General features: G+C 73.4%; 14 protein-coding genes and 3 pseudogenes. 7 read left to right on the plus strand and 10 right to left on the minus strand.

Translation table 11 applies throughout. The features are described from left to right. The first annotated feature begins 29 nt into the window (after positions 1 to 29). Together ACFWVE_RS20700 and ACFWVE_RS20705 are read left to right on the plus strand one after the other, a co-directional pair. Positions 30 to 3,290: an AAA family ATPase gene (locus tag ACFWVE_RS20700; protein WP_384015957.1), complete on the plus strand. Its 3,261-nt coding sequence runs from the start codon at positions 30 to 32 to the stop codon at positions 3,288 to 3,290. Positions 3,291 to 3,318: 28 nt separating this feature from the next. Continuing rightward, entirely contained in the window at positions 3,319 to 4,167 is an 849-nt protein-coding gene (locus ACFWVE_RS20705; protein ID WP_384015959.1) for a hypothetical protein, read from the plus strand. Between the two features lie 443 nt (positions 4,168 to 4,610). Here the strand turns inward: ACFWVE_RS20705 and ACFWVE_RS20710 are convergent, their stop codons facing one another. The 5 genes from ACFWVE_RS20710 to ACFWVE_RS20730 form a co-directional block, all read right to left on the minus strand. Continuing rightward, positions 4,611 to 6,257, minus strand: coding sequence for a phytoene desaturase family protein (locus tag ACFWVE_RS20710; protein ID WP_384015961.1), 1,647 nt, complete (start codon positions 6,255 to 6,257; stop codon positions 4,611 to 4,613). A gap of 221 nt (positions 6,258 to 6,478) precedes the next feature. Continuing rightward, a complete protein-coding gene (locus ACFWVE_RS20715) occupies positions 6,479 to 7,345 on the minus strand; it encodes an SDR family oxidoreductase (RefSeq protein WP_384015963.1) in 867 nt (288 codons plus the stop codon). Positions 7,346 to 7,533: 188 nt separating this feature from the next. Next, a complete protein-coding gene (locus ACFWVE_RS20720) occupies positions 7,534 to 8,355 on the minus strand; it encodes a DeoR/GlpR family DNA-binding transcription regulator (RefSeq protein WP_384015965.1) in 822 nt (273 codons plus the stop codon). Positions 8,356 to 8,380: 25 nt separating this feature from the next. Then, positions 8,381 to 9,385: a 4-hydroxythreonine-4-phosphate dehydrogenase PdxA gene (gene pdxA, locus ACFWVE_RS20725; RefSeq protein ID WP_384015967.1), complete on the minus strand. Its 1,005-nt coding sequence runs from the start codon at positions 9,383 to 9,385 to the stop codon at positions 8,381 to 8,383. Next, complete coding sequence (locus ACFWVE_RS20730) at positions 9,382 to 10,824, minus strand: four-carbon acid sugar kinase family protein (protein WP_384015968.1); 1,443 nt, start codon at positions 10,822 to 10,824, stop codon at positions 9,382 to 9,384. The genes pdxA and ACFWVE_RS20730 overlap by 4 nt, the downstream gene beginning before the upstream one ends. A gap of 282 nt (positions 10,825 to 11,106) precedes the next feature. Here ACFWVE_RS20730 and ACFWVE_RS20735 point away from each other — a divergent pair, with 282 nt between their 5' ends. The 4 genes from ACFWVE_RS20735 (at position 11,107) to ACFWVE_RS20750 (ending at position 15,583) form a co-directional block, all read left to right on the plus strand. Next, the gene (locus tag ACFWVE_RS20735) at positions 11,107 to 12,120 is read left to right on the plus strand and encodes an aldo/keto reductase (RefSeq protein ID WP_384015969.1); all 1,014 of its coding nucleotides are present in this window, start codon (positions 11,107 to 11,109) and stop codon (positions 12,118 to 12,120) included. 114 nt (positions 12,121 to 12,234) lie between these two features. Continuing rightward, a complete protein-coding gene (locus tag ACFWVE_RS20740; RefSeq protein ID WP_384015970.1) occupies positions 12,235 to 13,014 on the plus strand; it encodes an HpcH/HpaI aldolase/citrate lyase family protein in 780 nt (259 codons plus the stop codon). Further along, positions 13,011 to 13,973, plus strand: coding sequence for a phosphoglycerate dehydrogenase (locus ACFWVE_RS20745; RefSeq protein ID WP_384015972.1), 963 nt, complete (start codon positions 13,011 to 13,013; stop codon positions 13,971 to 13,973). The genes ACFWVE_RS20740 and ACFWVE_RS20745 overlap by 4 nt, the downstream gene beginning before the upstream one ends. A gap of 191 nt (positions 13,974 to 14,164) precedes the next feature. Further along, entirely contained in the window at positions 14,165 to 15,583 is a 1,419-nt protein-coding gene (locus ACFWVE_RS20750) for an Nramp family divalent metal transporter (protein WP_384015974.1), read from the plus strand. A gap of 136 nt (positions 15,584 to 15,719) precedes the next feature. Here ACFWVE_RS20750 and ACFWVE_RS20755 read toward each other — a convergent pair whose 3' ends face one another. Both ACFWVE_RS20755 and ACFWVE_RS20760 read right to left on the minus strand, forming a co-directional pair. Continuing rightward, positions 15,720 to 16,610 (minus strand): carbohydrate ABC transporter permease, encoded by an 891-nt coding sequence (locus ACFWVE_RS20755; protein WP_384015976.1) that lies wholly within the window; start codon positions 16,608 to 16,610, stop codon positions 15,720 to 15,722. Further along, positions 16,607 to 17,107 (minus strand): annotated as a pseudogene (locus tag ACFWVE_RS20760) (carbohydrate ABC transporter permease); the annotation flags it as partial. The gene ACFWVE_RS20755 and the pseudogene ACFWVE_RS20760, both read right to left, overlap by 4 nt. A 5-nt stretch (positions 17,108 to 17,112) precedes the next feature. Between ACFWVE_RS20760 and ACFWVE_RS20765 the strand changes: the two are divergent. Next, positions 17,113 to 17,649: pseudogene (locus ACFWVE_RS20765) on the plus strand (LacI family DNA-binding transcriptional regulator); the annotation flags it as partial. Positions 17,650 to 17,875: 226 nt separating this feature from the next. Here the strand turns inward: ACFWVE_RS20765 and ACFWVE_RS20770 are convergent. From ACFWVE_RS20770 to ACFWVE_RS20780, 3 genes and pseudogenes are all read right to left on the minus strand, one after another. After that, positions 17,876 to 18,337: a hypothetical protein gene (locus ACFWVE_RS20770; RefSeq protein WP_384015977.1), complete on the minus strand. Its 462-nt coding sequence runs from the start codon at positions 18,335 to 18,337 to the stop codon at positions 17,876 to 17,878. Positions 18,338 to 18,486: 149 nt separating this feature from the next. Beyond that, positions 18,487 to 19,161: a helix-turn-helix domain-containing protein gene (locus ACFWVE_RS20775; protein WP_384015979.1), complete on the minus strand. Its 675-nt coding sequence runs from the start codon at positions 19,159 to 19,161 to the stop codon at positions 18,487 to 18,489. Between the two features lie 159 nt (positions 19,162 to 19,320). Continuing rightward, a pseudogene (locus ACFWVE_RS20780) lies at positions 19,321 to 19,960 on the minus strand (hypothetical protein); the annotation flags it as partial.

Here is a 19,960-nt window from a genome sequence, read left to right on the forward strand (position 1 = left end):
CTCGGAGACCGGGCAGGGGGGAGCAGGGCATGGAGGGACAACGGTCCCCGGAGCGCCGGGCGTTGGTGGTCGGGGTCGAGGGTCCCGCACCGGATCTGGAGGGCGAGGACCAGCCGGAGTGGCCGCCGCTGCCGTTCGCCCCGGAGTACGCCGGGCGGCTTCGCGACACCCTCCGCTTCTTCGGCTACCGGCCGCACGACGCCGAGGGGGATCCCTCCGGATCGGCGGCCGCCCTGGAGCGGGCCGTCGAGTCGGTGCTGGGGGCCGGTCCCGGGTTCGTCGTGGTGCACATCCTGGCCCACGGCAAGCCGGCCGACAGCGGCGGCGTCTATGTCGTCGGTGGCGATGTGCGGCCCACCCGCCACGACATCGAGAGCTGGCTCAAGCTGGTCGAGGACGCCGAACCGGACGAGTCGGCGCCGTACGTGCTGTTCCTGCTGGACCTGTGCTACTCGGGCAACGTGGCCCGGCGGGAGTGGCAGCACGCCCTGCCCGCACACCGGCGACGGGCCTGGGTGCTCGCCGCCGGCGGGGTCGGCGAGCAGACCTACGACGGCCGTCTGACCCGGGCGGTCACCGAGGTGCTCGGGCGCTTCGCGGACGAGAGCGTACGGGTGGATCCGTCCGTGCCGTACATCCCCTTCCACCTCTTCTGCCGGCAGGTCATGGACCTGGTGGACGAGTACACGGTGGGCGGGCCGCCACAGAGGGCCCTCGACCCCATGGTCCCCGTGTCGGCCGCGGAACTGTCCCACCTCGCGTTCTTCCCCAACCCCGCGTACGGCCGGGACGAGCCGCGAGCTGCCGCCCGCGCCCGGGTGGACCGGACGGTCACCGCACTCCTCGACGAGGTGGCCGACGTCCGGCATTTCACCGCCCGGGCCTCCGGCACCGAGGCGGTGTTCGGGGAGGGAGGCCCGATGTTCTTCCGGGGCAGGGAGGCCGAAGTGCGCTCGCTGTCGGACTGGTTACGGGGCAGGGGACCGGACCTGCGGGTGGTCACCGGCAGACCGGGAGTGGGCAAGTCCGCGCTGCTGGGCGCGCTGGTGTGCGCCGCCCACCCGGAACTGCGAGGCGGAACACACCAGTTGTGGGCGTCGCGAGCCGACGCGCCCCCTATGGTTCCCGGTCTGGCCGTGGTGCACGCGCGCAGGCGCTCGGTCTCCGAGGTGATGGCCGGCCTCGGCCGTCAGTGGAAGCTGGGTACGACCCACGACGTCACCGACGTCGTCGCCGCCCTCCAGGAGCGCCCTCGACCACCGGTGTTGATTCTGGACGCGCTGGACGAGGCCGAGCATCCCAAGGAGCTGATGACGGCGTTGCTCGACCTGGCCCCGGCCTGCCGGATGCTGGTCGGCGTCCGGCCGGGACGTCGCTTCGCGCCGTTGTTCCGCAGGGCCGGCGGGGGACGCGTCGACCTGGACGACGTGCCGGACCAGCGTCTGCGCGACGAACTGCGCGACTACCTGCGCAGCGTGCTGGCCGTCGACGGCCGCTACGCGACGGCCGAGGGGGAGGGGACCGCCGGTCGGCTGGCCGACGGCATCGCCCGGGAGCTGGTGCGGCGCGGTGTCCCGGAGTGCGGCGAGTTCCTGGTGGCCGCGCTGTACGTGCGGCACGTCCTCGACCAGCCCTTCCCGGACGATCCGGCGGAAGTGCGAAGACTCGTCGGCTCCGTGCCACGCGATCTCCGCAAGGTCATGAACCTGCACCTCGAGGACCGGCGGCGCCCGCTGTGGACGGACGCCGTCCTCTTCTCCCTCGCCCATGCCCGGGGCGCCGGCATGCCGGAGGAGGTGGTGCGGACGGCGGCCGCCGCCTTCGCCCCGCGCGCACCGCGGATCGAGCAGGTCCGCGAGGTGCTCGACACGGTCCGGTTCTATCTGCGCCGTGACGTGGACGGCGAGGGCAGAACGGTGTACCGCCTCTTCCACCAGGGCCTCGCCGACCTCCTCCGGTCGGAAAGGCCGTACGCCGACGCCGTGTTCACCCGGCTGCTCACCCTCGTCCGGGACCCTCGCCACTGGGCGACGGCAGAGCCCTATCTGCTGCGCCACGCGGCCGGGCACGCCACCGAGGCCGGACGACTGCCCGAGCTCCTCGACGACGTCGAGTTCGTCCTGCACGCGGACCCCGGAACACTGGAGCGGCAGTTGCGGCCGCTGCAGGGCAGACGCTGGCTGCCGAAGTGGGCCCGGCGCGACCGGCTCCCGCCACTCGCGGGACTGTACGTCGACACCGCCGACGTGCACCGCCACCGGACCCCCGCCCAGCGCCGCCAGATCCTCACCGTCGCCGCGGCCCGGCAGGGCGAGCGGGAACTGGCCTTTGCCCTCGGCGAGGGCGGAGCGTGGCGGGCCCACCGGGTGGGACGCGTCCCCGGACACTCGGTGCTGCAGGACATTCCGGGGGATGCGATGCTGGGGCCCGTATGGGCCGATCGGCCCTCCCCCGTCACCAGCCTGGCCCCGGTGGACCTGGACGGCCGGCCGCACCTCGTCACCGCTTCCCAGGACGGCGAGGTGCGGGTCTGGGACCTTCGGGAACGCAGGGCGGTCGCATCAGGCGTACCCCCTCTCGGCGTGGACCGGGGACAGAGCCGGGTGGCCTGCGCGGTCCTGGGCTCCGAGGTCCTCGCCGTCCACTGGTTCGAGGCGGCGGGCGGCAGGTCGTCGCGGCTCAACGTGTGGGAGCTGCCGGGGCCACGCTTCGCCAGGGAGAGCGCGCACGTGTCCCGGCAGCTTTTCGTCGCCGTCGCCGGCGCCACGGTGCGCGGCCGGCCGGTCGCGGTCCTGTGCGGCCATCGGTGGCGGTCGTTGCTGCCCGAGGTGGGGCTGCTGGTCCTGTGGGACCTGCGGGAGAACCGGCGGCTCGGCGAGCCGCTGCTCGACGGGGGCCATGCGTTGCGGTGCGTGGCGGTGGTGTCGGCGGGCGGGCGTGCGCACGCGGTGACCGGGGGCGATGACGGTGCGGTGCGGGTGTGGGATCTGGAGGCGGGCGGGGAGGCGCGGGTGCTCGCCGGGCACGAGGGGGGCGTGCGGTGTGTGGCGGTGGCGTCGGTGGACGGCCGTCCGCACGCGCTCACCGCCGGCCGCGACGGCACGGTCCGCGCGTCGGACCTGCTGACCGGCGTCGAAACGCACGTGCTGTGCCTTCCGGGGAAGCCGCGGGCACTGACGGTCGCGACCGACGGCACGGTCGTCGTCGCTCTGGGTGACACCCTCGTCGCGCTGGAACCGGGCGGTGACCTTTTGCCGTTCCTCCCCTGGAGCGATGTCGCCCGTGTCTGATCCCGCCACCTCCCGGAAGGAGACAGCCATGTCCCTCATCGTCGGCGTCCACGGTGTCGGAAACCACGTCCGCGGCCGGGCACCGGAGGACGTCGCCGCGCAGCGCGCCGGCGTCTGGGCCAGGAACCTCGCCGCCGGTCTCGGCCGGCCCCTGGCGGAGAGCGAGGTGGCGTTCGCCTACTACGGTCACCATCTGAGCCGCGGCCTTCCGGTCGCCCAGGGCCCGGACGACGGCGCCCTGGGCGACCTGACCCCGCACGAGGCGGCGCTCGCGGCGCACTGGCTCGATGCGCTGGACCTGCCCGGGGCCACCGCGCAAGGGCGCCTCGCCATGCCACTGCGGCACGCGGTGGAGATGGTGGCGAAGCGCTTCAGCCTGGACGGCCGGCTCACACGTGCCTTCGTCGCCCTGTGCTTCCGCGAAGTCGCCGCCTATCTGCGCGCCCCGGACGCGCCGGCCCGGCTCGCGGCCCGCGAGGAGGTGGCAGCGGTGATCGCCGAACGCCGGCCGCGCGTCGTGATCGCCCATTCCCTCGGCACGGTGGTGACCTATGAGGCCCTGCACGCACACCCGGAGCTGACCGTCGACCTCCTCATCACACTCGGTTCACCGCTCGCCCTGCCGCACGGCGTCTTCCACCGTCTGCTGCCCGCACCCGCCGAGCGGGGCATCCGTCCCGCGGGCGTCGCCCGCTGGGTGAACGTCTCCGACCACGGGGACCCCGTGGCCGTCCTGCGGCCCCTGGGAAGCTACTTCGACGGCGTGGACCTCGATCTCGAGGAGAGCGTCAGCCTCTTCGACTTCCACCGCGTGGCGGGCTACCTCCGCAGCCCGGCCGTCGCCGCCGCCCTGGACCCCCACCTGCCACGACGGTGACCGCCGCGGACGCCCTGACACCCCGGGTGTGCGGCAGGTGCCCGTCCCCGCCGTCGGACGGGCCGCTGTCCGTCCGGGGGAGGCGGTGAACGGGTGGCTCGGGGTGGTCAGGATCAGTGGGGCCGGTCCCTGCCCGACGAGTCCGCCCGGGTGCGGGACGGCGGCGCGGTGGGCCGGGGCGGCCGTGTCCAGGCCGTGGGTGATCAGGACCGGGGACAGGCCGTCACGGTCGCGGACCGGTGCGGTGAGGACAGGACAGGACAGGCCGGCCCGGGACGCCGCGACGGACCGTTCGATGTCCGCATCACCGGCTGTCGCGAAGCTGGGGTGGGCGCGGTGGAGGCGGCGGGCGCGGTGGGGGCGGCGGGCAGAGGAGCCGCGTCGTCGGCCTTCCCGCGACGGAGCCACAGGAGACCCTGCCTCTGCCGGGTGGTACCGGCGTGTCAGGGTTTCAGGAGCTCGGGGCCGTCCCCGCGGTTGCCCTCCCTGTCGCGCCGGTCCAGGACGCCGCGTGCGTGGCTGAGCAGGGCGGACCGGGTTCGGCCGCGCAGCGCGGCGCGGGCCGCGTTGGCGCCGGGGGCCCCGTGGACGCCGCCGCCGGGGTGAGCGGCGGCCGAGGCGAGGTACAGCCCTTTCACCGGTGTTTCCGGCCGGCCGGTTCCGGGGGTGGGGCGGAACACCAGTTGCTGGTGCATCGCGGTGGTGCCGTTGTTGATCGCACCGCCGTACAGGTTCGCGTCAAGGGCTTGGAGCGTGGGCGGCGCGAGAAGGCGCCGGGACCTGATGCGGGAGCGGAATCCCGGAGCCCAGCGCTCCACCTCGCTCTCCATGCGGTCGGCCATGGCTTCCTGTTCCCGCCGGTCCCAGGCTCCGGTCAGGCCGTCCTCGCCCGCGTCGCCCTTGATCCGGTGCGGGACATGGGTGTACGCCCACGCCGATTCGGTGCCGGCCGGGGAGCGCGTGCCGTCGGTTGTGGTCATCTGCCCGAAGAGGAGGAAGGGACGGTCGGGTACGCGGCCGGTCGCGATCTGCGCGGCGAAGCGGGTGAGGCCGTCGACGCCGTCGGCCAGATGGACCGTGCCCGCGGTCGAGGCCTCCCGCGCGGTCCAGGGCACGGGCCCGCCGAGTGCCCAGTCGACCTTGAAGGTGGCGAAGTCCCACTGGAACCGGACGAGATCACGCAACAGCCGGCCGGGCAGGTGCCGGGCGTCGACCAGCCCGCCGTACAGTGCGGGTGCGGAGACATCGGCGAGAACGGCACGGGACGCCGGTACGGACTCGCCCCCCGCCGTGCGGACACCGACGGCACGGCCGCCCCGCACCACGACCTCGCTCACCCGTTCGCCGCAGCGGACCACGCCGCCGCGCCGCTCCAGCCGCCGGACCAGGGACGCCGTGAGCGCACTGGATCCGCCCACCGGGACGGGAAAACCGTAGGTCTGGCCGAGCATGGACATCAGCCAGCCGAAGCCGCCGCTGCCCGCCGATTCGGGTGCCAGGTCCGCGTGCAGCGCGTTGCCCGCGATCAGCAGCCTGCCCGCCTCGCCGCGGAACTCCTCCTCCCCCAGCCGCCGAGCGGGCAGCAGCAGGCTCCTGGCCAGGCGCAGGCCGCCGGCGGCCCGGAGCCTCACGGCGAGGCGCGCCGCGGACCGCACCGGCGGGAAGGGGGTGAAAAGCGCGCCGAGAATGTCGGGGCCCATGCGGTTCCAGGTCTCGCACAGGGCCAGCCAGGCCGCCCCGTCGCCCGCGGCGAACGCGTCCAGACCCGCGGCCGTGTCCTCGCTCCGGCGTTCCAGGACCGCGCACCGACCGTCCGGCAGGGGATGCGCCAGGACGCGGGCGGCGTTGCTCCAGCTGAGCCCCTCCTCCTGGAGTCGCAGGTCCGCCAGCACCGGGGAGGCGGCGGCGAGAGGATAAAAGGCGCTGAACACGTCACTGACGTAATCGGGGTGTGCGCCGCGGTCGCTGCGGACGGCGCCGCCGGGCTCCGGCTGCTCCTCCAGGACCTCCACGCTCCATCCGGCGTCGGTGAGGAGATTCGCCGCGACGAGACCGTTGGGCCCGGCTCCGATGACCACCGCGTCCGGCATCGCTGCCTCCTGTTCGTTGCGGCAGCGCACCGGTCCGGGACGTACCGCAGGGGTCGTGGCCGGGGCCGGCCGCCTGCAACTGAAGCGGGTACCCGGGTGAGGGCCCGCCGCACGGCAGGGAGGCACCGGATGCGCGGAGAGGGCCGGAAACCGCCGGCCGGCCTTCGGCGCGGCCCCGGGGAGGGCGGACGGCAGACGGCCGGCGGGACGGGGGAGGGGCGTCACACACCGCCGGCACCCTCCGCCCGGCCCCCGGCTCCCAGGAGACCGGTGGCGGAGAATTCGGTGCCGAGCACCGTGTGCCGGGACCAGAGGCTGACAAGACCGGGCAGTCCCGCCCGCACCACCTGGACGCCGCGCAGCCACGCGGGGACGTACAGGGCGGCCGAGCGCCTTTCGACGCAGGTGGCCAGGCGGGCGGCCACGTCTGCGGCAGGGTAGACCTTGCGCGCCGGGCGGGGCATGTGCGCCCGCAGTTCGCGCAGGACGGCATGCTCGTCGGCGTCGCGGATCATGTCGGTGTCGATCCAGTTCAGGTAGGCGATGCCCACTGCCACCCCGCGGGGGGCCACTTCGGCGCGCAGGGAGTGCGCGAAGGACTCCACGCCTGCCTTGGAGGCGCAGTACGCGCTCATCATCGGAGCGGCGCCGATGGACGCGAGGGAGGCGATCTGAAGGTAGTACCCGTGGGTGTCGAGCAGGTCGGGCAGGAAAGTGCGGGCCGTGACGGCACTCCCGACGAGGTTGACCTCGACCACACGACGCCAGGTGGCGGGGTCGGACCCGACGAAGGGGCCTCCTTCCGCGAGGCCGGCGTTGGCGACGACGACGGACGGCGGGCCGAACCGGTCGCGGACCTCGGCGGCGACTCGAGCCATGGCGTCGTCGTCGGTGACGTCGACCTTCCAGTGGTGCGCGTCGGCCGACAGGGACCCGGCCACCCGGGCGAGGAGGTCCGCTTCCAGGCCGAGCAGAGCGACTTTCGCCCCTCTGCGGGCCAGGTGTCCGGCGACCGCTGCGCCGATGCCCCGTGCTGCGCCCGTCACCACGGCGACACGGTCTCGAAGAACGTACGGACGCCCCGTCACGGGTTTCTCCTCGGTCGATGAGACGCGTGGGAGAAAAGCCGCGGCGCGGCTGACGGGCGCATGCCCGTAAGACCTGCCCGGTGCGCCCGGCCGGTCAGCGGCAGTCCACGGACTCCTCTCATGAGACCCATCAGGCCAGCTGCCGGCTCTCCCCGCATCTCGGGGAACCCCGAGGCCGGTGAAACCGGTCAGGACTGTTCCGGCGGTGCGGGCCGGGCGTCGGCCGGGATCTCCTCCACCGGATCGGCCAGGACCACTCGTGTGCCGCGTTCCCTGAAGGCGGCCACGTCGGCGTCCGCTGCCGTCGTGTCCGTGACCAGGGTCCAGCCGGGGGACAGGGTGGCCCATGCGTGGAAAGGGGCCCGGCCCAGTTTGGCCGCGTGGGCCAGGACGTAGGTGTGGGTGGCGCGGCGGGCCATCAGTTCCTTCAGGCGGGTCTGGCGCAGGTCCGCCTCGCAGATCCCGCCGTCCGCCGTGACGCCGTCCGCGGACAGGAAGACGCGGTCGAACGTCATCCGTTCCAGCGCCGCCTCCGTCAGCGGGCCGACGAAGGCCTGGCTGAGCGGGCGCAACGTGCCGCCGAGGCACTCCACATGGACGGACTCGACGTCCGCCAGCTCGTGCAGTGCCGTCAGACCGGTGGTGGCGACCGTGAGGTCCTGCGCCGTGCGCAGCTCGTGTGCCAGCGCCCCGATCGTCGACCCGGCGTCAAGGAGCAGGGTCTCGCCCGGCTGGACCTGCGCCGCCGCCCACCGGGCGATGGCCCGCTTCTGCGCGTACGCCTCCCCGGTGCGCTGGCGCAGCGACGCCTCCGGATGCGCGTTGAGCGCCATCGCGCCGCCGTAGGTCCGGGCGAGCCGGCCGTCGGCGGTGAGGCGGGCGAGGTCGCGGCGGATGGTGGAGGCGGTCACGCCGAAGTGCCGGGACAGCTCCTCGACACTGGCCAGGCCGGTGGTGGTGGCGAGTCGCAGGATCTCCTCGCGCCGGGCCTGGGATCCGGTGGGCGGCATCAAGTGTCCTTCGCGGTACGTCGGTTCAGCGGGCGGTGGACATCTCGGCGGCCTGCCGCAGCGCCTCGATCATGCTACCGGCCTCGGCCTTTCCGGTACCGGCGATGTCGAAGGCGGTGCCGTGGTCCACCGAGGTGCGGATGACCGGGAGGCCGACGGTGAGGTTGACACCCGCCTCGATGCCGAGCACCTTGACGGGGCCGTGGCCCTGGTCGTGGTACATCGCCACGATGAGGTCGTAGTCGCCGCGGACGGCCAGGAAGAAGGCGGTGTCGGCGGGGAGGGGGCCGCGGGCGTCGATGCCGTCCTCGCGCACCTTCTCCAGCGCCGGGACGATCTTCTCCTCCTCCTCGCCGTAGCCGAACAGCCCGTTCTCGCCCGCGTGCGGGTTGATGCCGCAGACGCCGATGACGGGTTCGGCCAGCCCGGTGCGGATCAGGGCCTCGTGGCCGCGGCGCACGGTCCGCTCGACCAGGCCGGGCTCGATCCGGTTGACCGCGTCGATCAGACCGATGTGGGTGGTGACGTGGATGACCTTCACCTTCTCGGTGGACAGCATCATCGACACCTCGTCCACGCCGGTGAAGTGCGCGAGCAGTTCGGTGTGGCCGGGATAGACGTGCCCGGCGGCGTGCAGGGCCTCCTTGTTGAGGGGTGCCGTGCAGATGCCGTCGATCTCTCCCGCGAGGGCCAGTTCCGCGGCCCGCCTGACGTACTCGTACGCGGCGTTGCCGGCCTCCGCCGACAGCACGCCCCAGGGCAGGTCGGCGGGCAGCAGTCCGAGGTCGATCACGTTGATGCGGCCGGGTACGAACTCGGCGTCCGCCGGCGTCGGCACGGCCACGATCTCGCAGTCGGTCCCGAGGATCCGGGCCGCTTCCCGCAGCCGTGCGGCGTCACCGACCACCACCGGCCGGCACCGGCCCAGCGTCGCGGCGTCCAGCGCCGCGGGCACGATCACCTCGGGGCCGATACCGGTGCCGTCGCCCATGGTGAGACCGATGAGGGGGAGGGGCTGCTGCGCGTTCACTGGGTGACTCCTTGCTGGGAGGGTGCCGCGGCGGACGGGGCCGGCGAGCGGGGAGAGGGCGGTGACAGGGGTGGGGGAGGAGGCGGGGACAGGAGGCGGGGGCGGAGCGCCGCCGCGATGCGGTGGAACGAGTCCGGGCCGCCGAAGCTCCCGGGACGGGTGACGACCGAGCGGCCGTCCGCGGTCCTGCAGTGCACGGCACCGTGATGGATCTCGCCGACGGGCCACAGCGTCGTCACGCCCACCGCGTCAAGGACCCGGCGGGCCGTCTCGCCCCCGGTCAGGACGAGGTCCGGGCGGCCCGGCAGCGCCGCCACGGCCCGTGCCAGCCCCGCCGCGATCCGGCGTGCGGCATCGGGACGTACACCGTCGGAACCGTCCACGGAGAGCACGGTGACCGTGCCGGGCGGCGGCTCGGGCAGGACGACGGGGGCCCGGCCGGCCAGTTCTGAGGGGGGCAGCCGTATGTGCCGGGCCCCGGCGGCCATCAGCCGTGCGACCTGCTCGGCCACGACGGGTTCCGCGCTACCGGCCACGACGAGGAGAGGGCGGGGGGCGGGGGCGGCGGCCGCCCGCCCGGAGAGGCCGGACGCCGACGCCGGTGCGGCCCCCGGTGTGCGCGAGGCGATGCGGCGGCCCAGCGCGGCCGCCAGTCCGCCGCTGCCCAGCAGCCGGCATCCCGGGCCGAGCAGCGCCGCCGCCGCGGCGATCACCGCCAGGTCGGCATCGGTCTCCGCGTCGCACACGGGGTGCCGCCCGCGCGCCGCCGCCTCCCGGAACAGTCCGGCGAGCGCGATGGGTCCCCGCCGTACGGCCTCGGCCGGTACGCCCTCGGTCGGCAGCGGTGCCAGGGCCTCGGCGACCGACCGGGGCGCGGCACGCTTCTCGGCACGCCAGGCCGCGCTCTCGTGCAGCGGCGTGCCGTCGACCAGGACCACACCGTCGCGCACCACGCGTCCCGCGGCGGGCAGGGCCGTCGCGATCACCACGAGCTCGGCCCCCTCCGCGAAGGCCGAGGCCTCCGCGCCGACCGGTCCGCGCAGCAGCGAGTCGCACTTCTTGTACCAGAGCGTCCGGAGTGGCGGGAGCGTACGGCCGTGTTCTGCGCGGGAGTTGACTGCGCGAAACGCGCGAGACCTTGCTTCCTGTGGGCCGGCCGCACGGGGCGTTCCGGGATCGGCGCCGGTGCCGGTCGGCCAGGTTCGCGAGACGGACTCGGCTCCGGCCAGTGCGGTCCGCACGGCGGTGGCCGCGGCGTCCTCGTCGAGGTAGCGCGAGTCGAGGTCCACCACCACCGACTCACCGGCGGTGGCAGGTACGGCCAGGTCCGCGGCGTGCAGCGTCAGTCGCGCGGGCAGCCGCAGCAGCGCGGCCACTTCCGCCGCCCCCGACAGATCGTCGGCGAGCGCAACGACCGAGGTGTCGTCCCGACGGCACACGCGAACCTCCTCCACCGAACCCGGGCACCGGTGCGCACGGGCTGCGCGGTGTCCGGTGATCCGGCCTCCGCGGTGCCCCGATGATGACACAGCTTGCGCGATTCGCGCGAGACTCTTGCGTATAACGCGCAGTCGTGCGAGCGTTCCCCCACTGCGACGAACGACCGTCGCCCCGCACAGCCGCACAGCCGCACAGTCGTGACCGTGAAGCCGCACCGACGCACCGACAAAGCGACGGAACGAACGGCACCGCAGCCGCAGCCGCACCGGAAGGAACCGCTCGTGAGCACCGGCACCCGCCCCGGCCCGCAGGACAGCCCGCAGGGAATCGAGCTCCCGCACGTCCCCGTACCGCTCTCCCGGCTGGTCCTGGGCACCATGACGTTCGGCGACACCGTCGACCGCGCGGGTGCCGCCGCCATGCTGGACACCGCGCTCGACGCCGGCCTCACCGGCGTGGACACGGCCAACGGCTACGCGGGTGGTGAGAGCGAGCGGTTCCTCGCCGGACTGCTGCCCGGACGCCGGGAGCGGATCGTGCTCGCCACCAAGGCCGGCATCCCGCACCCCGACCAGGGCGAGCACGCCCCGCTGTCCCCGGTGGGCCTGCGCGCCGCCCTCGAGGGCAGCCTCGAGCGGCTCGGCACCGATCACGTCGACCTCTTCTACCTGCACCAGCCGGACCGCCGCACCCCCCTCGCCGAGACCCTCGCGACCGTGGCCGAGTTCGTCGCGGAGGGGAAGGTCCGCGCCCTCGGCGTGTCCAACCACGCCGCCTGGCAGATCGCCGAGCTGACCCGCACCGCCGACGAGGTCGGCGCCCCGCGCCCCGTCGTCGCCCAGCAGCTGCACAACCTCCTCGCCCGCAGGGTCGAGGAGGAGTACGTCGAGTACGCGGCGGTGAGCGGGCTGCGCACCATGGTCTACAACCCTCTCGGCGGCGGCCTTCTCACCGGCAGGCACCGCTTCGAGGCCGACCCCGCCACCGGCCGCTTCGGCGATTCCAGGCTCGCGGCGATGTACCGGCAGCGCTACTGGAACGAGGACCTCTTCGCCGCCGTCACCGAGCTCACCGCGATCGCCGACGAGGCGGGCCTCCCGCTCACCGAACTCGCCCTGCGCTGGCTCCTGGACCGCCCCTCCACCGACGCGCTCCTGCTCGGCGGCTCCCGGCCGGAACACCTGCGGGCCAACATCGCCGCCGCGCAGGCCGGCCCGCTGCCCGCGGACGTGACCGCCGCCTGCGACGCCGTCGGCTCCGCGCTGCGCGGCCCGATGCCCGCCTACAACCGCTGACCCGCCCGGCGCGCCGCCCCGACCCGGCCCCGCCGCCCCGACCCCGCCGTCCCGACCCCGCCGTCCCGACCCGGCCCCGCCGTCCCGCCGCATCCAGCAGTCCGGAGACTCCCCATGACCACCGCCGCGCACTTCGCCGCCGCACTGCGCGACCGCCAGCGCCTCATCGGCTACTGGTCGCTGCTCGACTCGCCCGTCGCCGCCGAGCGCCTCGCCCGGCTCGGATACGACTACCTGGCCTTCGACGCCCAGCACGGCCTCTTCGGCTACCAGGGCCTGCTGAACAACCTCATCGCCACCGACACCCGCGGCTCCACCGCCGTCGGCGTGGTCCGTGTCGAGGCCAACGACCCGACGTACATCGGCCGTGCGCTCGACGCGGGCGCCACCGCCGTCATCGTGCCGCTCGTCGACACGGCCCGGGACGCGGCCGACGCGGTCGCCGCCGTACGGTACCCCCCGCACGGCCGCCGCTCCTACGGCCCCATGCGCGCCCAGCTGCGGATCGGCCCCGACCCGGCCGACACCCACGAGCAGACCGCGGTGCTCGCCATGATCGAGACCGCCGACGGGCTCGCGAACGTCGAGGAGATCTGCGCGACCCCGGGCCTCGACGGCATCTACGTCGGCCCCTCCGACCTGCGCCTGGCCATCGGCGGCCGGACCTCCACGGACCCGGGTGTCGCCGAGGAGTTCGAGCAGGCACTCATCCGCGTCCGTGTGGCCGCCGAGGCCGCCGGTATCGCCGCCGGCATCCACAACGGCGACGGCGCGAGCGCCGCCCGCCGGCTCGCCGAGGGCTTCACCTTCGCGTCCGTCGCCGCCGACGTGGTCCACCTCCAGCAGGTCGCCACCGCGCACCTGGACGCCGCACGGAAGGGCAGCGGGGCATGAGCACACCGGGCCGCACCACGCTCGTCACCACCCCCACCTTCGCCCGCCACTCGGACGACCCCTGGACCCTGCTCGCCGACGGCGGCGCGGGCCCGGTCCGCCCGTACGACGACCGCGCCCTGCCGCACGACGAACTCCTGCGGCGCGTCGCCGGCGCCGACGCGCTCCTCGCCGGCATGGACCAGGTCACCGCCGAGGTCATGGACGCCGCCCCGCGGCTGAAGGTCATCGCCAAGCACGGCGTCGGCACCGACACCATCGACCTCGCCGCCGCCCGCGCCCGCGGCATCCCCGTCGTCTGCGCGCCCGGCTCCAACTCCCGCGCGGTCGCCGAGTACACCTTCGGGCTGGTGCTCGACGCCGCCCGCCGGATCAGCGCCTCCCACACCGCCGTCACCGCGGGCGGCTGGCCCAAACTCTTCGGCCCGCAGCTGCACGGGAGGACCATCGGCGTCGTCGGCTTCGGCCGGATCGGGCGGCTCGTCGCCGGCTACGCGCGGGCCTTCGGGATGCGGGTGCTCGCCCACGACCCCTACCTCCCCGACGAGGCCGTGACCGGGGCGGACGCCGAACCCGCCGCGTTGGACACGCTCCTCGCGCACGCCGACGTGGTCACCCTGCACCTCCCGCCGCCCGCCGGGGAACCACTGCTGAACGCCGCCCGGCTGGACGCCATGAAGCCCGGCGCGATCCTCGTCAACGCCGCCCGCGGCGGCCTCGTCGACGACACCGCGCTCGCCGCCGCGCTGCACTCCGGGCACCTGGCCGCCGCCGCGCTCGACGCCTTCGCCGTCGAGCCGCTCCCCGCCGGCCACGTCCTGCGCACGGCCCCGCACCTGACCCTCACCTCGCACATGGCCGCCTGCACCCCGGAGGCCAACCGCGCGATGGGGCTGATGGTCGCCGAGGACATCCTCCGCGTCCTCGCCGGCGAACCCCCGCACCACGCGGCCGGCTGACCGGGCCTCAGGCTCCGCACCCCGCACCCCGTACCGCACCCCGTACGTCCATGACGAGGCCGGCCGGCCCACCCCGCCGCCCTCCGGCCCACCACGTCACCCCCCACTGCCCGTCCCCGACCCCCGGGACCCCTGTCCTGTTCTGCCTTCCGCTCCGGCGACGGCGCCGGAACCAGCAAAGGAACACCGCCATGTCCACCACCGCCCCCGCCCCCGCGGCGGAGCACGCGCCGGCCGATCCGTACGCCCTGCGCCCCGAGGACGCACGCCCGGCGCCCGAGAACTTCCGCGGCCGGTTCCGCCACCTCGGCCCCGGCTTCGTCCTCTCGGCCGCCGTCGTCGGCTCCGGAGAACTGATCACCACCACCGCGCTCGGCGCCCAGGCCGGCTTCGCACTGCTGTGGCTCGTGATCGTCTCGACCGCGGTCAAGATCTGGGTCCAGATGGAACTGGCCCAATGGACCATCCTCAACGGACGCACCGCACTGGAGGGCTACCGCGAGGTCGGCCCCCGCATCGGCCGGCTCGGCTGGATCAACTGGCTGTGGATCGGCATGGACTTCGCCAAGATGTTCCAGCGCGGAGGCATCATCGGCGGTACGGCGGCCGCGTGTTCGGTGCTGTGGCCGGTGATCGGCGAACCCCTGAGCTGGGGCTCCCTGGCACTCTGGGCCGTCGTCGTCACCGTCGCCGCCATCCTGCTGCTGCAGTCCGGCAAGTACGGCCTCGTGGAACGCGCCTGTCTGTTCTCCGTCATCGTCTTCACCCTGGTCACCGTCAGCCTCGCGGTCGGCCTGCCCGGCACCGGGTTCGGCTACGGCACGAGCGAACTGGGCAGCGGCTTCGGCTTCGAGATCCCGGCCGGCACCGTCGGCATCGCCCTGGCCGTCTTCGGCATCACCGGTGTCGGCGCCGACGAGATGACGACGTACACCTACTGGTGCATGGAGAAGGGCTACGCCCGCTGGACCGGTCCCGACGACGGCACCGAGGAGCGCGCCCGCCGCGCCGAGGGCTGGATCAAGGTGATGCGCCTGGACGCCCTCACCGGGCTGGCCGTCTGCGTGCTGTGCACCCTGTCCTTCTACGTCATCGGCGCGGCCGTGCTCCACCCGCAGGGCCTCGTGCCCGAGGGCAACGAGATGATCACCACGCTGTCGCGGATCTACACCGACACCATGGGCCCCTGGGCCGAGTACCTGTTCCTCTTCGGGGCCTTCGCCGTCCTCTTCTCCACCCTCATCGGCTCGACGGCCTCCGTGCCCCGGCTGTGGACCAACACCCTCGGCCTGCTCGGCGTCATCGACTGGACCGACGTCCGCGCCCGCACCCGCACCATCCGCATCCTCACCTGGTCCCTGCCGCTGCTGTGGACCTGCTTCTTCCTGTGGATGCAGTCGCCCGTGCTGATGGTCCAGATCGGCGGCATCGGCGGCGGGATCTTCCTGTTCGCCGTGGTCGTCGCCGTCTGGCGGCTGCGCTGCACCGGAGTGCCGCAGCGCTTCCGCACCAACGGGTGGCTGACCGCGGCCCTCGTCATCAGCAGCGTGGCCATCCTGTGCGTCGGCGTGTACGGCGTCCTGAAGACGCTGGGAGCGGTGCCGGAGTAACCCTACGAGCACCGGGTGGGGGCAGCCGCGGAGGCTGCCCCCACACTCATGAGGCCCTCCGGGGAGCGGGGCCGGCTCGCTCGGCAGGGCTCTTCCCCGCGCCACCGGTCCGCCCCCGCGGCGTTCCGGCAGGGCGTTACTTCGTCGCCCCCTGGGCGAAGCCGTTGTAGATGTAGCGCTGGAGGAACAGGAAGATCACCAGGGTCGGCAGGACGACCAGGACCGCGCCGGCCGGGATGTTCTCCCAGTGGGCGCCGAAGGGGCCCTTGAAGCGGAACAACGCCGTGGACATGGTGCCGAGTTCCTCCGAGGGCATGTAGAGGAGCGGGATGTAGAAGTCGTTGTACGTCGTGATGCCCTTGATGATGACCACGGTGGCGATCGCCGGCTTCAGCAGCGGAAAGATGATCTTGCGGTAGACGGTGAAGGCGTTGGCGCCGTCGAGTCGCGCGGCCTCGTCCAGGGAGGTCGGAATGCCCCTGATGAACTGCAGGAAGATGTAGATCGACACGATGTCGGTGCCCATGTACAGCAGGATCGGCGCCCAGCGGGTGTCGAACAGACCGAAGCTGTTGACGACCTGGAACGTGGCGACCTGCGTGGTGACGCCCGGGACCAGGGCGGCGATCAGGAACAGGGCCATGACGGGCTTCCTGAAGCGGAAGTCGAAACGGTCGATGGCGTACGCCGTCATCGAGCCGATGACCACCGTGCCGGTGATCGAGAACAGCAGGATGAAGGCCGTGTCGCCGAAGGCCGTCAGCAGGTGACCGTCGTTGAAGGCCGTGACGTAGTTCGCGAAGTTCAGCCAGTCGTCCGGCAGGGCCAGCGCGCCCCGGCCGTCCGCTGTCTCCCCGTAGGACTTCAGCGAGGTCGGGAACACCACGAGGAGGGGGAGCAGGACGACCACCGAGGCGATGACCAGCGACAGGTAGATCAGTGGGGTGGCGATGGCGGGGCGCCGGCGGCGCGGCGGACCGTCGGCGGGGGCCGGCGCCGGGGCCGCCCCGGGGGCGGTGAGGGTCATACGAGGTCCACCTTCTCGTCGGGCACGATGCGGCGCTGGAGCCAGGTGATCAGCAGGATGATCGCCAGCAGCGCCACGGCGCAGGCCGATGCCAGGCCGGTCTTGTCGAACTGGAAGGCGAACTTGACCGTCTGGATGACGAAGGTCGAGGTCCCGGTCGCGCCGCCGGTCATGATGTACGGGATCTCGAAGACGGCCAGCGAGCCGGAGATCGCCAGGATGACGCTGAGGCTCAGTACGGGCCGGATGCCCGGCGCGATGATGTGCCGGAACTGCTGCCAACGGGTCGCGCCGTCGAGCTGGGCGGCCTCGTACAGTTCGCCGGGGATCGACTGGATCGCGCCGAGGAACAGGACGAAGTTCAGGCCGGTGAAGCGCCATACGGGCACCCCGGCGAGCGAGGTGTTGGCCGACTCGGGGTCGCCCAGCCAGGCGTGGTCGGTGCCCACCCCGAACCACGACAGGACCGAGTCGAGCGTGCCGCCGTCCTGGTGGAACCGGTGTGAGCACCTCGAGACCACCGAGCACGCCCGGCGCCCCCGGCACACCTCCCGGACGCGTCACCATCAAGGACGTCGCCGCGGCCGCCGGTGTGTCCAAGGGCGCGGTGTCGCTGGCGTTCAACCACAAGGCGGGAGTCTCCGAGGCCACCCGGGACCGTATCCTCGCGGCGGCCCGCCAACTGGGCTGGGCGCCGAACTCGTCCGCCCGCAGCCTGTCGCGGCAGTCGGTCGACACCGTCGGGCTCGCCATCTGCCGGCCCGCCCGGCTGCTGGGCCTGGAACCCTTCTACATGGAGTTCATCTCCGGCATCGAGAGCGTGCTCGCCGAACGCGACTGCTCCCTGCTGCTGCGCCTGGTGGGCTCGCTGGAGGAGGAGATCACCCTCCAGGAGCGCTGGTGGAGGGAGCGCCAGATCACGGGATCCGTCCTGGTCGACTTCCACCGGAGGGATCCGCGGATCGATCCGCTCCAGAAGCTCGGTCTTCCTGCCGTGGCCGTCGGGCACCCGGATCTCACCGGCGGCTTCCCGTCGGTGAGGGGCGTTCCTCCGCAGCGGCGTTACGCCGTAGGGCTCGGCACCACAACTCCGGCCGACGGAGCCGGATGTGCGGTGCCGAGCCTTTTCGCGCCGCGCGTGCCGTGCCTCGACCGACGAACCGCACGCCCCATCCGGTGATCGCGCCGACGGGGCGTGCGGTTCGTCGCCGGGCGGGTGGGGAGCACCCACCCGGCAGGCCGTCGACGCGAGGGCGCCGAGACCGTCAGATGTCGATGACCCGGTAGGCGATGGTGTAGACGCCGCCGGACCCCTCGAGCGAGCGGTACTGGATCTCGGCACCCGCCTCACTGCCCGTCGCAAGCGTCGAACCCAGCTTGTCGTCGCCGCTCGTCGTGTCGTAGTCCCACAGCGTCATGGTGCGCGCCTGCTGCTTGCCGAGGACGAGGGCCGCCTTGCCGTTGCCGTCGGTCATCGACCGGACGTAACCCGCGCCCATCGTCTGGTACTTGAGGCTTCCCGGCCACACCTTGACGGCGTTGCCGTTGGCGTCGGTGACCTTCAGGTAGGCCTCGTCGTGATCGCCCTCGCTCTGCTGGTGACAGGTCAGCTCCAGCAGTTCGATGCGGACGTAGTCGATCGGCTCGGCCTGGGCCGTCCCGGCGAATCCGGCGACGCTGCCCAGTGAGAACAGAGCGGCCGTGGCCACTCGAGCGATTCCACGCATGGTTGGTTCCCCCTTGGATGAGTTGGTGGCCCCGTGTCGTTGTCGTCCTGCGAGGCCCGTACCGTCCCCCGGTACGCATCCACCCTGCCTGCCGCCACCGCCTCGTATCTACGCGCGTTCCACTGAGCGGAACGCGGCCGGACGCGCCCTCACGGACGCACCTCGATCCCGGCCCTGCCCAGTGCGCGGGTGACGGCGGCGGCCGCTTCGGCGACCCGGCCCGCCACCGTCTCCAGCTGCCGACCGGCCTCGACCATCGCGGCCACCGCCCCCACCACGGCCCCCGCCGGGGACCGCACCGGCAGCGCGGCGCAGCAGACCCCGGCCATCACATCCTCCCGGTCCAGTACGGCGCCGCTGCGCACCGGGCCCCGCAGCGCCTTGCCCAACGCCGTGTCCAGCGAGAACGCCTCGCCGTTACGGACCGGCACGAGTGGCTCCACCCGGCCGGGCACCGAACAGACCGTCAGGGGCTGTTCCTCGCGCATCACCGCCAGCACCACACTGCCTCCGGTGGCGGCCCTCAGCCGGTGCAGCGGCAGGCGTCCCGCCACGCGCAACCCCGGGTGCGGCTGCCACGCCTGGCCGAGCCGGTAGAGCTGCGCGCCCAGCCGGTAGCGCAGGCCACGGCGCTCCACGGCCCCCAGGGCCACCAGCTGCTCCAGCAGCCGGTGGGCCGTGCTCTTGGGCACTCCGCAAGCGACCGCCAGTTCGGTCACTCCTGCCTCGTCGCCGTACTGCCGCAGGGCTTCCAGCAGCGCGAACGCCCCCTCCAGCACCCCGCGTCCCCTGCCCGTCGTTCGTGTGTGTACGGCTGTGTTCATGGCATCCCCCCGGATGGCGTGGCCCGGTCGCGTCCCCCGACAACGGCGCGGCCCCGGCCCTTGGTGTCCGCGACCATGCTCCCCGGACCGCCGTGCCGAGCGGAACCATTCCGCCGTGTCGCCCCGCACACACGTGGAGACGTCCGGCCTGCGCCCCTTTCACGACACCCATGTCACCACTGAACGCCGGGTGCGCACGGCCCTGGGCGACGAGGAGTACACGGCGGCCCGGCCCCGGGGCGCCTCCGCCGAGGACGGTCTGCGAAGGGCCCTGCAGGAGAGCGGAGCGCCGTCACCGGGCCTGCCTCGGCCTTGGGGCACAGCGGTTGACGCTAAGCCGGTGATCATGGGATCGGTGACAGGGTTGCGGCACCTCAGGCCGTGGGCGGGCCTACCGCATCTCGGCGTTCGGTGGGGCTGGGCCTGGAGCCGTTCGCGGAGGTCGCTCTCCTCGGGGGTGAGCGGGTCCTCGGGCCGGCGGATGCGTGCGGGCTTGGGCCGCAGGGACAGGCCGTCGTCGGCCGCGGTGGCCTCGGCTTCCGCGAGGGCCCGGTGGAGCGAGGCGACCGACGGGGACCTGCCCGCGTTCTTCCCGGTCTTGATGGTCAGCTTCTTCGCGATCTCGGGGACGGGGATGCCCTTGTCCTCGAGCGCGACGGCGAGGGTGAGCATGTCGTCGTCGATGACCTTCGGCCGTCCGCCGCGGTTGCCCTCGGACGCGGCGATGGCCTGGCCTTCGAGGGTCTTCTCCCGGATGTGGTTGCGCTCGATCTGCCCGGCCACGGCCAGGACGGCGAAG

Origin of the sequence: Streptomyces sp. NPDC058632 (assembly GCF_042717095.1) — a bacterium.
Classification (GTDB): domain Bacteria; phylum Actinomycetota; class Actinomycetes; order Streptomycetales; family Streptomycetaceae; genus Streptomyces.